General features: G+C 28.6%; 9 protein-coding genes and 1 pseudogene. All 10 read left to right on the top strand.

Features of this window, described 5'->3' with window-relative positions; genetic code table 11:
* Position 1 precedes the first annotated feature (1 nt).
* Positions 2-1,303 carry an L-aspartate oxidase gene (locus tag ACYUDJ_RS00120; protein WP_003486580.1) on the top strand — a complete coding sequence of 434 codons (1,302 nt, stop codon included), beginning with the start codon at positions 2-4 and terminating at the stop codon, positions 1,301-1,303.
* Positions 1,284-2,120, top strand: a complete 837-nt coding sequence (nadC, locus tag ACYUDJ_RS00115) for a carboxylating nicotinate-nucleotide diphosphorylase (RefSeq protein WP_003486583.1) — start codon at positions 1,284-1,286, stop codon at positions 2,118-2,120. Before ACYUDJ_RS00120 ends, nadC begins: the two co-directional genes overlap by 20 nt.
* Positions 2,121-2,714: 594 nt before the next feature.
* Entirely contained in the window at positions 2,715-4,454 is a 1,740-nt protein-coding gene (locus ACYUDJ_RS00110) for a M4 family metallopeptidase (RefSeq protein ID WP_460289479.1), read from the top strand.
* A gap of 123 nt (positions 4,455-4,577) precedes the next feature.
* Positions 4,578-6,320: a M4 family metallopeptidase gene (locus ACYUDJ_RS00105; RefSeq protein WP_003486587.1), complete on the top strand. Its 1,743-nt coding sequence runs from the start codon at positions 4,578-4,580 to the stop codon at positions 6,318-6,320.
* 120 nt (positions 6,321-6,440) lie between these two features.
* Positions 6,441-8,204 carry a M4 family metallopeptidase gene (locus ACYUDJ_RS00100; protein WP_043031835.1) on the top strand — a complete coding sequence of 588 codons (1,764 nt, stop codon included), beginning with the start codon at positions 6,441-6,443 and terminating at the stop codon, positions 8,202-8,204.
* Between the two features lie 104 nt (positions 8,205-8,308).
* Entirely contained in the window at positions 8,309-10,087 is a 1,779-nt protein-coding gene (locus ACYUDJ_RS00095) for a M4 family metallopeptidase (protein ID WP_003486591.1), read from the top strand.
* A 115-nt stretch (positions 10,088-10,202) separates the two neighbouring features.
* On the top strand, positions 10,203-11,969 hold the full coding sequence (locus ACYUDJ_RS00090) for a M4 family metallopeptidase (RefSeq protein ID WP_003486593.1): 1,767 nt from the start codon (positions 10,203-10,205) through the stop codon (positions 11,967-11,969).
* A gap of 119 nt (positions 11,970-12,088) precedes the next feature.
* Complete coding sequence (locus ACYUDJ_RS00085) at positions 12,089-13,867, top strand: M4 family metallopeptidase (RefSeq protein ID WP_003486595.1); 1,779 nt, start codon at positions 12,089-12,091, stop codon at positions 13,865-13,867.
* 136 nt (positions 13,868-14,003) lie between these two features.
* Positions 14,004-15,725: a M4 family metallopeptidase gene (locus ACYUDJ_RS00080; protein ID WP_043031834.1), complete on the top strand. Its 1,722-nt coding sequence runs from the start codon at positions 14,004-14,006 to the stop codon at positions 15,723-15,725.
* A gap of 164 nt (positions 15,726-15,889) precedes the next feature.
* Positions 15,890-16,679, top strand: a pseudogene (locus tag ACYUDJ_RS00075) (PepSY domain-containing protein); the annotation flags it as partial.
* Between the last annotated feature and the right edge of the window lie 163 nt (positions 16,680-16,842).

Here is a 16,842-nt window from a genome sequence, read left to right as displayed (position 1 = left end):
CATGAATATTTACGCTGATATCTTAATTGTTGGAAGTGGCGTAGCTGGATTATATTCAGCTTTAAATTTAAGAAAAGATTTAAAAATAGTAATAATTTCAAAAGGTAAACTTAATGAATGTAATACTACCCTAGCCCAGGGTGGAATCTCTGTAGCAAGAAATAAGGATGATATAAACGCTTTTGTAGAAGATACTTTGAAAGCAGGATCCTATGAAAATAATTTGTGTGCAGTAAAAACATTAGCAAAGGAATCTAGAGAAAATATTAACAAATTACAGGATATGGGCTTTAACTTAGATAAATACGAAGACCAATTAAGTTATACAAGAGAAGGAGCTCATAGTATAAACAGAATAGTCCATTTTAAGGATTGTACCGGTAAAAAATTAGAAGAAACCTTAATCAAGGATACACTTAAAAGAAGCAATATAACTATAATTGAAAATTGTAATCTTATAGATTTAATACAAAATGCTAATACTTGCTTTGGAGGTATATGTTTAAAAAATAAAGAACAAATAAACATATATTCAAAAGTAACATTATTGGCAACAGGAGGTATAGGCGGATTATTTAAAAACTCAACTAATGAGCCAATTATAGCTGGAGATGGTATAGCCATCGCTATAAAAAACAATATAGAAATTAAAAACTTGGATTATATACAATTTCATCCTACAGCATTTTTTAAGACCACTGTTAAGGAAAGAAAATTTTTAATTTCTGAATCAGTAAGAGGCGAAGGAGGAAAGCTTTTAAATTCTAAAGGTGAAAGATTTGTAAATGAATTACTTTCTAGAGATATAGTAACCAAATATATCCTTGAAGAGGAAAGAAAAACTAACTCTAAGAATGTATATTTAGATATTACCTTTAAACCAGAAACCTTTTTAAAAAAAAGATTCCCTACTATCTATGAAAATTGTTTAAAAAACGGCATAAACATTTGTAAAGATACTATTCCTGTATCTCCAGCACAACATTATTTCATGGGTGGGATCCAAGTAGACTTATTTGGAAGAACTTCTATGAATTGTTTATATGCTTTTGGTGAAGTAAGTTGCACTGGAGTACATGGCAGAAATAGACTAGCTAGCAACTCTTTGCTAGAAGGACTAGTATTTGCAAAACGGGGAGCTGAAAAAATAAATTTTGAAATAAATAATATTGAATTATCAAATACAAAGGCTTATATATTGGAACATAATATAGGATATTATAGTTTATTAAATAAAAAAATAATTACAAAATCTCTACTTAAGCTAAGGAGTGATTTACAAAATGAATTGGTTACTTGTTGATGAAATACTTAAATCTGCAATTAAAGAAGATATATCCTTTGAAGACATAACTACAGAATCTATAGTGAAGGAAAACAGAAAAGCAAAAGTAGATTTAATTGCAAAAGAAGATGGTATAATTGCTGGCTTAGAAGTTTTTAGAAGGGTATTTTTATTAATTGGAGATGTAGATGCTAAGTTTTATATAAAAGACGGTGATAAAGTACATAAAGATGAAAAAATAGGTGAAGTTTTCGGAAATGTAAAAACTCTCCTAACTGCAGAAAGAGTTGCTTTAAACTTCCTCCAAAGGATGAGTGGAATAGCTACTTTAACTAGACAATTTGTAGATGAATTGAAAAGCACAAAAACTAAATTACTAGATACTAGAAAAACTACTCCAAATCTTAGAATTTTTGAGAAATATGCTGTAAGGGTTGGTGGAGGTTTTAATCACAGATTTGGATTAAATGATGGAATTCTTATAAAAGATAATCATATAAATGCAGCGGGAGGAATAAAAAATGCTATAGCTTTAGCAAAAAACAATTCCCCTTTCGTAAGAAAAATAGAAGTTGAAGTTGAAAATTTAGAACAATTAGAAGGAGCTCTAGATTGTAAAGCAGATATAATTATGCTTGATAATATGTCTTTAGATATGATGAAGGAAGCCATATATATAATAGATGGAAGAGCAATAACTGAAGCTTCTGGAAATGTAACCTTAGACAAAATAAAAAATATAGCAAACTGTGGTGTAGATTATATTTCTACTGGATCACTTACTCATTCTTTTAAAGTTTTAGATTTAAGTATGAAAAATTTAACCTATTTATAGCTCCAAAATTTCATTTCCCATTTTTCTATAGTTATATTACAATAAAAATTTAAAATAATTTGTGAAAACTCTAATTTTATAAAAATTATTATTACTTTCTATGGAGTTTACACAGATTATTTTTTTGTGCATAATCCACTTCATATACTTTTATATTTTTGAACAATATTTACATTTAGTTAATAAATTATAATATATTTTTTTACAAATTTCTTCAAACAATAACAAGCATATAATATATCTACAAATATTATAAATGCTTATAATTATTTAATCTATAAATAAATTATACAGTATAGCTTGTTAAATTTTATATTTTTTCATTTGCTCCAAAACCTTGAAATAGGCTATATATATTCATATCCAAATAGATTAATAAATTAATATATTCATTTATTTGGGAACATAATTTTTTTTATTCACATATAATATACTGAATTTTAAAAATTGAAGGAATATTTACAATTTCAAAGAATAATTCGTAAATTTAAACTTAGTGTTAATAAATGGTTAATTTGTGAATTGTTCTTTATTTTGGCAATTGATATAATTAATATTGTAAATTCCATTTAACCATATAGGGGGTAAATATTTATGAAAAGTAAAAAATTATTAGCTACAGTCTTAAGTGCTGTAATCACTTTTTCAGCAGTCTCTGCAGTTTCTGCTGCACCTGTAGGAAAAGAAAGTAAAAAGGAACCAAAAACCACAACAATATCTTGGGACAAAAGTGAACAAAATACTAAAAAAGCTACTACCGATATAACTCAAAAGAAATTTAACAATTCTGATGAGATAACTAAATTCTTTGAAAAAAACATCTCTAAATTTGGTGTAAAGAAAGGTTCTCTTAAAAATACCAAAGCTGTGAAGGATGACAAAGGTAAAACTCACTATCATATGATCTATCAAGTAGAAGGCATCCCTGTATACTATGGAAGAATTGTTTTTACAACTGAAAAAGACTCATCTATGGATTCTATAAATGGTAGAATCGATACTGCTTTTGAAAATGAAAGTTGGAAAAACAAAGTTAAACTATCAAAGGATAATGCTATAGAAAAAGCTAAAAGTAGCCTAAAATATGATAATTTATCTAAATCAAATGCAGACTTATATTTGTACAATTTTGAAGGAAAGCCTTATGTAGTTTATTTAGTAAATTTAGTTACAAATGATGGAGATTGGAATGTCTTTGTTAATGCTGAAAATGGTTCTATAGTAAACAAATTTAATAACACCCCTACTTTAATTGATAATAAAGATCAAAAATTACCCAATGCTGAAGAGATTAAAAGAAGTTCTGAAAAAGCTCCTAATATAAATAGTATAATAAATGTTAATGGACAAAGTACTAAAGGCCAAGGAAAAACTAGTCTAAATGGAATAGTGGATATCGATTTAACCTATAAAGACGGAAAATATTATTTAAAAGACAGTAATAAGAACATTTATTTATATGATATAAATAACAGCTGGGCTTGTTTGTATAATTATCCTAAATCATATATATTAAGACAATCAAATCTTGTAGAAAATAACAACAATAAGTTTACAGATGATAAACATGTTGTTGCAGTAGATGGTTATGTTAATTTATCCAAAACCTATGATTATTATAAAAATAAATTCAACAGAAATAGTATAGATAACAAAGGTATGAATGTTGAAGGATTTATTCATGCTGGTAAAAATTTTAATAATGCCTTTTGGAGAGATGATCTAGGTGCTATGTTCTTTGGTGATGGAGATGGAAGAGTATTCTCTCCCCTATCAAAATCCTTAGATATTGTAGGCCATGAAGTAAGTCACGGTGTAACTAGTAAAGAATCCAAGCTTAAATATGAAAATGAATCTGGAGCCTTAAACGAATCCTTCTCTGATATTATGGGAGTAGCTATTGATGGTAAGAACTTTGAAATAGGTGAAGAATGTTATACACCAAATATTCCTGGAGATACAATGAGAGATATGAAGGATCCATCTAGAGGAGATCAACCAGCTCATATGAAAGATTTCAAATATCTTCCTAATGATGAAGACAATGATTGGGGTGGAGTTCATACAAATTCAGGTATAATAAACCATGCTGCTTATTTGATTGCAGATGGCATGGAAAAATCCGGTGAAGCAAATGGTAAAGATATTATGGCAAAATTATTTTATAGAGCTAATTGCTATCAATGGGATGAAACAACAAATTTTGCTAAATGTAGAAATGACTTAATTAAAGTTACTAAAGACCTTTATGGTGAAAATAGTAAGCATGTAAAAATTGTTGAAAATGCCTTTGATCAAGTTGGAATAACTGCTACACCTCAATTACCATTATAATTAAAAATATTTTAAGTTTATAAATATATCTATATAAACTTATAAACCTATTAATACTTTACTTAATAAATATTAATAGGTTTATAAGTAACAATTTATATTCTATTGGAGGTTAAGATATTTATGAAAAGTAAAAGATTATTAGCTACAGTGTTAAGTGCTATAATTACTTTTTCCGCAGTATCTGCAGTTTCTGCTGCACCTGTAGGAAAAGAAAGCAAAAGCGAGCCAAAAACTACAACTATATTTTGGGAAAATAACACTCACAATACTAGAAAATCTACTACTGGCATAACTCAAGAAAAATTTAACAGCTCCCAGGATATAACTAAATTCTTCGAAAAGAACATCTCTAAATTTGGTGTAAAGAAAGGTTCTCTTAAAAATACTAAAGTTGTAAAAGATGACAAAGGTAAAACTAACTATCATATGATTTATCAAGTAGATGATATTCCTGTATATTATGGAAGAATTGTTTTTACAACTAAAAAAGATTCATCTATAGACTCTATAACTGGTAAAATTGATGCCACTTTTGAAAATAACAGTTGGAAAAACAAAGTCAAACTATCAAAGGATAATGCTATAGAAAAAGCTAAAGATAGCATAAAACATGATAGTTTATCTAAAACAAATGCAGATTTATATTTATACAACTTTGAAGGAAAACCTTATGTAGCTTATTTAGTTAATTTGGTTGCAGATAATGGAGATTGGAATGTTTTTGTTAATGCTGAGGATGGTTCTATAATAAATCAATTTAACAATACCCCTACCCTAATTGAAAATAAAGATGAAAATTTACCTAATGCTGAAAAAATTAAAAAAGCTTCCAAAGAACCTGCCAATATAAATAATGTAATAAATGTTAATGGTCAAACTGTTAAAGGGCAAGGTAAAACTACTTCAGACGGAATAGTTGATATTGATTTAACCTATGGAAATGGAAAATATTATCTGAAAGATAGTAATAAAAATGTTTATCTATATGACATAAATAATAGTTGGGCTCCTACAATTGGTCTTTTTTCTAAAGATTATATATTAAGACGTTCAACCCTTGTAGAAAATAACAGCAATAAATTTACAGAGGATAAACATGTTACTGCAGTAGATGGTTATGTTAATTTATCCAAAACTTATGATTACTATAAAAATAAGTTTAATAGAAATAGTCTAGATAATAAAGGTATGAATGTTGAAGGATTCATTCACACTGGTAGAAAATTCAATAATGCCTTTTGGAGAGATGACCTTGGTTCTATGTTCTTTGGTGATGGAGATGGTAAATTATTCTCTTCCTTTGCAAGTTCTTTAGATGTTGTAGGTCATGAAGTGAGTCATGGTGTAACTAGTAAAGAATCCAATCTTAAATATGAAAAGGAGTCTGGTGCTTTAAATGAATCCTTCTCTGATATTATGGGAGTAGCTATTGAGGGTAAGAACTTCCAGTTAGGTGAAGACTGCTATACTCCAAATATTCCTGGAGATGCATTGAGAGATATGGAAGACCCATCTAAAGGAAATCAACCAGCTCATATGAAAGATTTTCAAGATCTTCCTGTTGATAAAGAGCATGATTGGGGTGGAGTTCATACAAATTCAGGTATAATAAATCATGCTGCTTATTTAATTGCAGTTGGAATGGAAAAATCCGGTGAGTCAGATAGTAAAGATATTATGGCAAATTTATTTTATAGAGCAAACTGCCATTACTGGGATGAAATAACAGATTTTGCTAAATGCAGAAATGATGTAGTTAAAGTTGCTAAGGATCTTTATGGTGAAAATAGTAAACATGTCAAAATCGTAGAAAGCGCTTTCGACCAAGTTGGAATAACTGCCACACCTCAATTACCATTATAATTAAAAATATTTTAATTATATAAATATTTTTATGTAAAATTATAAACCTATTAATATTTTACTATATAAATATTAATAGGTTTATAAGTAAAAATATATTAAAATGGGGGCTATTTATTCATGAAAAGTAAAAGATTATTAGCTACAGTGCTAAGTGCTGTAATCACTTTTTCAGCAGTTTCAGCAGTTTCAGCTGCACCTGTAGGAAAAGAAAGTAAAAGTGATCCAAAAACCACAACAATATCTTGGGACAAAGGTGAACAAAATGCTAAAAAGGCTACTACAGACATAAAGCAAAAGAAATTTAACAACGCTCAAGAAATAACTAAATTCTTTGAAAAAAACATATCTAAATTTGGGGTAAAAAAAGGTACTCTTAAGAGTACTAAAACTTTAAAAGATGACAAAGGTAAAACCCACTATCATACAATTTATGAAGTAGAAGGTATACCTGTATACTATGGAAGGATTGTCTTTACTACTGAAAAAGACTCAACTATGGATTCTATAAATGGTAGAGTTGATACTGTTTTTGAAAATGGAAATTGGAAAAACAAAATCAAACTATCAAAAGAAGATGCCATAGCAAAAGCTAAAGCTGATATTAAAAATGAAAAATCCAACAAGGAAAAGGCTGAGTTATATCTGTATAATTTCGAGGGCAAACCTTATGTAGTTTATTTAGTAAATTCAATTACAAATAGCGGTAATTGGGATATTTTTGTTAATGCTGAAGATGGTTCTATAGTAAATAAATTTAATAATACGCCTACTCTACTTGATACTAAAGCTGAGAAATTACCCAATGCTGAAAAAAATAAAGCTAAAAAGGCTAATAATGTGAATAATGTAATTGATGTACAAGGTCAAAGCGTTAAAGGAGTAGGAAGAACTAGCTTAAATGGACTAGTAAATATTGATCTCACTTATGGCAATGGAAGATATTATTTAAAAGATAATAATAGAAAAATTTATATATATGATTTAAAAAATCAAGTTGATCTGGATGACTTAAACGATTTTTATGACTCTCCAAAGGGTGGCCATAATGAAGAGCTTATGCGTAGATCTGAATTAGTATCTAATTCTAATAATAATTTTGTAGATGATAATCAAGTTAACTCTATAGATGCTTATGCAAATATGGCTAAGTCTTATGATTATTATAAAAATAAACTATCTAGAAATAGTCTTGATAATAAAGGTATGAATGTTAAGGGATTTGTTCATTTTGACAAAAATTTGGGTAACGCCTTTTGGGTTGGAGAATACGATAGTATGTTCTTTGGCGATGGTGATGGAGTGCGCTTATCTCCTCTTGCTAAAGCTTTAGATATTGTAGGCCACGAGCTAAGTCATGGTGTTACTAATAAAGCATCAAATCTTAAATATGAAAAGGAATCTGGTGCTTTAAATGAATCCTTCTCAGATATTATGGGAACAGCTATTGAGGGTAAAAACTTTGAAATAGGTGAAGATTGCTGGATACCTACTTGGTTCTATGGAGAGGTAATGAGAGATATGAAAGATCCATCTAGAGGAAGACAACCCGCTCACATGAAAAATTTTAGAAAGCTTCCTGTTGATAGAGATAATGATTGGGGTGGAGTTCATATAAATTCAGGTATAATAAACCATGCTGCTTATTTAATTGCAGATGGATTTGAAAAAATGGGTGCAAAAGATAGTAAAGATATTATGGGAAAACTATTTTATATAGCTAACTGCTATTACTGGGATCAAACAACAGATTTTGCTAAATGCAGAAATGATGTAGTTAAAGTTGCTAAAGATCTTTACGGTGACAATAGTAAAGAAGTTGAAATTGTAAAAAATGCTTTCGAGAAAGTTGGAATAACTGCTACACCTCAATTGCCATTATAATCAAATATACTTTGATTATAAAATATATTTATAAAACTATATTTACTTTATAAACATTAAAAAGTTTATAAGTAAAAATATATTAAAATGGGGGTTATTTATTCATGAAAAGTAAAAGATTATTAGCTACAGTGTTAAGTGCTGTGATCACTTTTTCAGCAGTTTCAGCAGTTTCAGCTGCACCTGTAGGAAAAGAAAGTAAAAGTGACCCAAAGACCACAACAATATCTTGGGACAAAAGTGAACAAAATACTAGAAAGGCTACCACAGACATAAAGCAAAAGAAATTTAACAACGCTGAAGAAATAACTAAATTTTTTGAGAAAAACATATCTAAATTTGGGGTAAAAAAAGGTACTCTTAAGAGTACTAAAACTTTAAAAGATGACAAAGGTAAAACTCACTATCATACAATTTATGAAGTAGAAGGAATACCTGTATACTATGGAAGAATTGTCTTTACTACTGAAAAAGACTCAACTATGGACTCTATAAATGGTAGAGTTGATACTGTTTTTGAAAATGGAAATTGGAAAAACAAAATCAAACTATCAAAAGAAGATGCCATAGAAAAAGCTAAAACTGATATTAAAGATCAAAAGTCAAATAGTGAAAAAGCTGATTTATATTTGTACAATTTTGAAGGAAAACCTTATGTAGTTTATTTAGTAAATTTAATTACAAATAGCGGCAATTGGGATGTTTTTGTTAATGCAGAAGATGGCTCTATAGTAAATAAATTTAATAATACTCCTACTTTAATTGACAATAAAGCTGAAAAATTACCCAATGCTAAAGAAATTAAAGATGGAGCTAAAAAGGCTAATAAGGCTACCAATGTAAATAGTATAGTTAATGTACAAGGTCAAAGCGTTAAAGGAGTAGGAAGAACTAGCTTAGATGGACTAGTAAATATTGATCTAACTTATGGCTATGGAAGATATTTTTTAAAAGATAATAATAGAAAAATTTATATATATGATTTAAAAAATCAAGTTAATGACACTGACTTAGAAAATTATTTGACTTGGTACCCTGGGAACCACAATGAAGCGCTAATGGGTAGATCTGAATTAGTATCTAATTCCAATAATAATTTTGTAGATAATGATAAAGTTAACTCTGTAGATGCTTATGTAAATATGGGTAAGTCTTATGATTATTATAAAAATAAATTATCTAGAAATAGTATTGATAATAAAGGTATGGATGTTAAGGGATTTGTTCATGTAGGCAAAGATTATGGTAACGCCTTTTGGTATGGAGAATACGATAGTATGTTCTTTGGCGATGGTAACGGACTATACTTCTCCCCTCTTGCTAAAGCTTTAGATGTTGTAGGCCACGAACTAAGTCATGGTGTTACTAATAAGCAATCCGATCTTAAATATGAAAAAGAATCTGGTGCTTTAAACGAATCTTTCTCAGATATTATGGGAACAGCTATTGAGGGTAAAAACTTTGAAATAGGTGAAGATTGCTGGATACCTAGTGCTCAATATGGACCGATAATGAGAGATATGAAAAATCCAGCTAGAGGAAATCAACCAGCTCATATGAAAGATTTTAGAGATCTTCCTGTTGATGAAGATCATGATTGGGGTGGAGTTCATACAAATTCAGGTATAATAAACCATGCTGCTTATTTAATTGCAGATGGATTTGAAAAAATGGGTGCAAAAGATAGTAAAGATATTATGGCAAAAATATTCTATATAGCTAACTGCTATTACTGGGATCAAATAACAGATTTTGCTAAATGCAGAAACGATGTAGTTAAAGTTACTAAAGATCTTTACGGCGACAATAGTAAAGAAATTGAAATTGTAAAAAATGCTTTCGATAAAGTTGGAATAACTGCTACACCTCAATTGCCATTATAATCAAATATACTTTGATTATAAAATATATTTATAAAACTATATAATTTTAGTATTTTACTTTATAAACATTAGTAAGTTTATAAGTAAAAATATATTAAATGGGGGTTATTTATTCATGAAAAGTAAAAAATTATTAGCTACAGTGCTAAGTGCTGTGATCACTCTTTCTACTGTTTCTGCAGTTTATGCTGCGCCTGTAGGAAAAGAAAGTAAAGTTGAACCAAAAACTACAACAATAACTTGGGAAAAAAATGAACAAAATACTAAAAAAGCTACTACTGATATAACTGAAAAGAAATTTAATAATTCTGGGGAAATAGCTAAATTCTTTGAAAAAAACATATCTAAATTTGGTGTACAAAAAGGCTCTCTTAAAAGCACCAAAACTGTAAAAGACGAAAAAGGTAAAACTAACTATCATATGATTTATGAAGTAGAAGGTATACCTGTATACTATGGAAGAATTGTCTTTACAACTGAAAAAGACTCCTCCATGGATTCTATAAATGGTAGAATTGATACTGTTTTTGAAAATGGAAATTGGAAAAACAGAATTAAACTATCAAAGGATAATGCCATAGCAAAAGCTAAAAATGATATTAAAGATGAAAAAGCAACTAGTAAAAAGGCCGATATATATCTTTATAATTTTGATGGGAAACCTTATGTAGTTTATTTAGTAGATCTAATTACAGATAATGGGAGTTGGACGGTTTTTGTTAATGCTGAAGATGGTTCTATAGTAAATAAATTCAATAACACTCCTACTTTAATTGATACTAAAGGTCAAAAATTACCCAATGCTAAAAAAATTAAAGATGAAGCTAAAAAATCTAGCAATGCAAATAATGTAATCGATGTTCAAGGCCAAACCGTTAAAGGAAAAGGTAGAACTAGTTTAGACGGGATAATAGATATTGATTTAACTTATAAAAACGGAAACTATTATTTAAAAGATAGTAGTAAGAATATTTATGTATATGATTTAAAAAATAAGGTTAGTGCTAATGACTTATCTATGTATATCAGAGATTATTACTATGGAGGACCTCATTATAAACAAAGATTACTGTCTAAATCCGAACTAGTATCTAATCAAAGTAATAATTTCGTAAATGCCAATCAAGCTAACTCTATAGACGCTTATGTAAATATGGGAAAGACCTATGATTATTATAAAAATAATTTAAACAGAAACAGCATTGATGGTAATGGTATGAATGTTAATGGATTTGTCCATATTGGTAAAAATTTTGGTAACGCTTTTTGGTTCGGACCATATGATAGTATGTTCTTTGGTGATGGTGATGGAGTATACTTCTCTTCTATAGCAAAAGCTTTAGATGTTGTGGGACATGAACTGAGCCACGGTGTAACTAATAAAGAATCTAATCTTAAATACGAGAATGAATCTGGAGCTTTAAACGAATCATTCTCAGACATTATGGGAGTAGCTGTTGAGGGTAAAAACTTTATAATAGGTGAAGATTGCTGGGTAGCTAACGGCGTAATGAGAGATATGAAGGATCCATCTAGAGGTGACCAACCAGCACACATGAAAGATTATAGATATATGCCTAACGATCAAGAAAATGACAACGGTGGAGTTCATGCAAACTCAGGTATAATAAACCATGCTGCTTATTTAGTTGCAGATGGAATAGAAAAAACTGGTGCAAAAAATAGTAAAGATATTATGGGAAAAATATTCTATACAGCTAATTGTTATAAATGGGATGAAACAACAAATTTTGCCAAATGCAGAAATGACGTAGTTCAAGTTACTAAAGAACTTTATGGCGAAAATAGCAACTATGTAAAAATTGTTGAAAAAGCTTTTGACCAAGTTGGAATAACTGCTACACCTCAATTACCATTATAATAAAAATCCTATTGAACCTATAAATATATCTATATAAAATTATAAACCTATTGATATTTTGCTATATAAATATCAATAGGTTTATAAGTAAAAATATATTAACTGGGGGTTATTTATTCATGAAAAGTAAAAAATTATTAGCTACAGTATTAAGTGCTGTAATCACTTTTTCAGCAGTTTCAGCAGTTTCAGCTGCACCTGTAGGAAAAGAAAGTAAAAGCGAGCCAAAAACCACAACAATATCCTGGGACAAAAGTGAACAAAATACTAAAAAGGCTACTACAGACATAAAGCAAAAGAAATTTAACAACGCTCAAGAAGTAACTAATTTCTTTGAAAAAAACATCTCTAAATTTGGGGTAAAAAAAGGTACTCTTAAGAGTACTAAAACTTTAAAAGATGACAAAGGTAAAACTCACTATCATACAATTTATGAAGTAGAAGGTATACCTGTATACTATGGAAGAATTGTATTTACTACTGAAAAAGACTCAACTATGAACTCTATAAATGGTAGAGTTGATACTGTTTTTGAAAATGGAAATTGGAAAAACAAAATCAAACTATCAAAAGAAGACGCCATAGCAAAAGCTAAAGGTGATATTAAAGATCAAAAATCAAATAGTGAAAAAGCTGATTTATATTTGTACAATTTTGAAGGAAAACCTTATGTAGTTTATTTGGTAAATGCAATGACAGATAGCGGTAATTGGAATATTTTTGTTAATGCTGAAGACGGCTCTATAGTAAATAAATTTGATACTACTCCTACTTTAGTTGAAAATAAAGATAAAAAATTACCTAATGCTAAAAAAATTAAAGATGAAGCTGAAAAAAATGAAGCTAAAAAGGCTAATGCTAGTAATGTAAATAGTGTAACTGATGTACAAGGCCAAAGCGTTAAAGGAATAGGAAGAACTAGCTTAGATGGACTAGTAAATCTTGATCTAACTTATGGCAATGGAAGATATTATTTAAAAGACAATAATAGAAAGATTTATCTATATGATTTAAAAAATCAAGTTAGTGGTGACGATTTGTACAGATATATTATAGAACATTATTACTATGGTGCTCCTGACTATAAACAGAGATTAATGTCTCAATCCGAACTAGTATCTAATTCAAATAATAATTTTATAAATGATAATCAAGTTAATTCTGTAGATGCTTATGTAAATACAGCTAAGACCTATGATTATTATAAAAATAAATTATCTAGAAATAGTATTGATAATAAAGGTATGAATGTTAATGGATTTGTCCATGTAGACAAAAATTTGGGTAACGCCTTTTGGTATGGACCATATGATAGTATGTTCTTTGGTGATGGTGACGGAGTACGCTTCTCTGCTCTTGCTAAATCTTTAGATGTTGTAGGACATGAACTTAGTCATGGTGTTACTAATAAACAATCTGACCTTAATTATGCAAATGAATCTGGTGCTTTAAACGAATCCTTCTCAGATATTATGGGAACAGCTGTTGAGGGTAAAAACTTTGTATTAGGTGAAGATTGCTGGATTGCTGGAGGGGTAATGAGAGATATGGAAAACCCATCTAGAGGAGGCCAACCAGCTCATATGAAAGATTATGCATATATGTCTGAAGATAACGGTGGAGTTCATAAAAATTCAGGTATAATAAACCATGCGGCTTATTTAATTGCAGATGGATTTGAAAAAATGGGAACAAAAGATAGTAAGGATATTATGGGAAAACTATTTTATATAGCTAATTGCTATTACTGGGATCAAACAACCGATTTTGCTAAATGTAGAAATGACGTAGTTAGAGTTGCTAAAGATCTTTATGGTGACAATAGTAAAGAAGTTGAAATTGTAAAAAATGCTTTTGATAAAGTTGGAGTATATGCTACACCTCAACTATCATTATAATAAAAATATTATTAAAACTGCAAAACTATAAATATAATCATATAAAAAACTAAATTTAAATAAATAAGATGATTTCTACCTAAGTAAGAAATCATCTTATTTATATATACTAATTATATTGGGGGTTAAGATATTTATGAAAAGTAAAAAATTATTAACTATACTTTTAAGTGCTATAATAACAGCTTCATCAATCTCATCAGTTTACGCTGCAGAACCCGTGGGAATAAAAAGTAAATACCAGCCAAACACCACCACTATATTTTGGGAAAAAGGTAAACAAAATAATGAAAAATCTGTCACTAATATAGCTTCAGAAAAATTCAACAATTTCGAAGAAATAAACCAGTTCTTTCAACAAAATATATCTAAGTTTGGTTTTAAAAAAGGCTCTCTTAAAAGTATGAAAACTTTAAAGGATGAAAAAGGGAAAACCCACTATCATACAATTTATGAAGTAGAAGGTATACCTGTATACTATGGAAGAATTGTTTTTACTACTGAAAAAGATTCCACTATGAATTCTATAAATGGTGGAGTAGATATTTCCTTTGAAAATGATAATTGGGAAAATAAAATTAAGCTATTAAAGAGTGATGCTATAGCGAAAGCTAAAAATAATATCAAATATGAAGAGCTACATGATTCAAAGGCAGACTTATATTTATATAATTTTGAAGGGAAGCCTTATGTAGTTTATTTAGTAGATTTAGATACGGATACGGGAAATTGGAATATTTTTGTTAATGCTGAAGATGGTTCTATAGTAAATAAATTTAATAATACCCCTACTCTAGCTAATACTAGAGATAAGAAATTGACCAGTACTAAAAAAATTAATACTAAAGTTAATAAATCAAATAATGTAGTTGATGTTCAAGGTGATACTCTTAAAGGAAAAGGTAAAAGTTCTTTAAATGGAATAGTAGATATTGATCTAACTTATAAAGATGGAAAATACTATTTAAAAAATAGCAACAAAAATATTTATGTCTATGATATAAATAATAAATATATAGGCTATACTAAATCAGATTTGTTAAGAGCTTCTAGCCTTGTAGAAAATAATAGCAGTGAATTTACAGATGATAAACATATAATTGCTGTGGATACTTATATAAACTTAGGGAAAACTTATGATTATTACAAAGATAAATTTAATAGAAATAGTATTGATAATAAAGGTATGAAGGTTGAAGCCTTTGTTGATTACAATGCAGTTGGAGATGCTGCTTGGAATGAAGAATTTAATTCCATGTTTTTTGGAAATGGTGATGGAAAAAACTTTGCTCATATGTCAAAGTCTTTAGATATAGTAGGTCATGAGTTCAGTCATGGTGTAACGCATAAAGAATCTAATCTTAAATATGAAAATGAATCTGGTGCTTTAAGTGAATCCTTTTCAGATATTATGGGAGTAGCTATTAAAGGTAAAAACTTTAAACTAGGGGAAGATTCCTGGAAACCAAATACTGAGGAAGCTGCAATAAGAGATATGCAAGATCCATCTAAAAGAGGCCAACCAGCTCATATGAAAGATTATAGATATATGCCTGCCACTCCGATGGGTGATAATGGTGGTGTTCATGTAAATTCAGGTATAACAAATCATGCAGCTTACTTAATTGCAGATGGTATAGAAAAATTAGGAGTAGAAAATAGTAAAGATATTATGGCAAAATTATTTTATACAGCTAATTGCTATGAATGGGATGAGACAACAAATTTCTCTAAATGTAGAAATGATTTAATTAAAGTTACTAAAGACCTCTATGGGGAAAATAGTAAATATGTTCAAATTGTAGAAAATGCTTTTGACAAAGTTGGAATAACTGCTACACCTCAATTACCATTATAATAAAATCCAATTAAACCTATAAATATAACTATGTAAAAACTGATTTTAAATAAATAAGATGATTTCTTATTTGCATAGAAATCATCTTATTTATATATAATAATTATATTATAATTAATAGTATAATAATTGATAATATAATTATATTGGGGGCTAAGATATTTATGAAAAGTAAAAAATTATTAACTATACTTTTAAGTACTATAATGACTTTTTCACCAGTTTCATCAATTTATGCTACAGGTCCTGTAGGGAAAAAAAGTAAAAATGAGCCAAAAACTACAACAATATTTTGGGAAAAAAGTAAACAGAACAATAAAAAATCTACCACTAATATAAATGAAAAAAAATTTAACAATTTTGAAGAAATAAACCAATTCTTTCAACAAAATATCTCTAAATTTGGATTAAAGAAAGGTTCTCTTAAAAGTACAAAAACCTTAAAAGATGAAAAAGGCAAAACTTACTATCATACAATTTACCAAATAGAAAGCATACCTGTATACTATGGAAGAATAGTTTTTACTACTGAAAAAGACTCCACTATGAGTTCTATAACCGGTAGAGTGGACACTGCTTTTGAAAATGGAAATTGGAAAAATAAAATCAAACTATCAAAGAATGCTGCTATAGAAAAAGCTAAAAATAATATTAAATATGAAGGTTTATATGAGTCAAAGGCAGATTTATATTTATATAATTTTCAAGGAAATCCTTATGTGGTTTATTTAGTAGATTTAGACACAGATACGGGAAATTGGAATGTTTTTGTTAATGCTGAAGATGGTTCTATAGTAAATAAATTTAATAATACCCCCTACTCTAATTAATACTAGAAATAAAAAATTGCCCAGTAGTAAAAAAACTAATACTAAAGCTAACAAAGGAAATAATTTAGTTGATGTTCAAGGTAATATTATTAAAGGAAAAGGTAAAAGCTCTTTAATAGGAATTTCTTTTTATGAATACTTTATACTAACGCCATTTTAAAAATGAGTATATAGGTATATTTATATAGAAAATAAATTTGCCTACATACTCAAATGAATAAGATGACTTTTGCACTGAACAAAAGTCATCTTATTTAAATTCTATTTATATTAATTATAATCTATCT

This window comes from Clostridium sp. CTA-6 (assembly GCF_054768115.1).
The sequence above is the reverse complement of the archived record's forward strand: the minus strand, read 5'-3'. Positions and strand labels throughout refer to the sequence as shown.

Excerpts from the sequence above, each read along its gene's own strand:
- nadC (WP_003486583.1), top strand. The coding sequence starts at position 1,284 with ATGAATTGGTTACTTGTTGATGAAATACTTAAATCTGCAATTAAAGAA.
- ACYUDJ_RS00080 (WP_043031834.1), top strand. The coding sequence starts at position 14,004 with ATGAAAAGTAAAAAATTATTAACTATACTTTTAAGTGCTATAATAACA.
- ACYUDJ_RS00120 (WP_003486580.1), top strand. The coding sequence starts at position 2 with ATGAATATTTACGCTGATATCTTAATTGTTGGAAGTGGCGTAGCTGGA.
- ACYUDJ_RS00100 (WP_043031835.1), top strand. The coding sequence starts at position 6,441 with ATGAAAAGTAAAAGATTATTAGCTACAGTGCTAAGTGCTGTAATCACT.
- ACYUDJ_RS00085 (WP_003486595.1), top strand. The coding sequence starts at position 12,089 with ATGAAAAGTAAAAAATTATTAGCTACAGTATTAAGTGCTGTAATCACT.
- ACYUDJ_RS00095 (WP_003486591.1), top strand. The coding sequence starts at position 8,309 with ATGAAAAGTAAAAGATTATTAGCTACAGTGTTAAGTGCTGTGATCACT.
- ACYUDJ_RS00105 (WP_003486587.1), top strand. The coding sequence starts at position 4,578 with ATGAAAAGTAAAAGATTATTAGCTACAGTGTTAAGTGCTATAATTACT.
- ACYUDJ_RS00110 (WP_460289479.1), top strand. The coding sequence starts at position 2,715 with ATGAAAAGTAAAAAATTATTAGCTACAGTCTTAAGTGCTGTAATCACT.
- ACYUDJ_RS00090 (WP_003486593.1), top strand. The coding sequence starts at position 10,203 with ATGAAAAGTAAAAAATTATTAGCTACAGTGCTAAGTGCTGTGATCACT.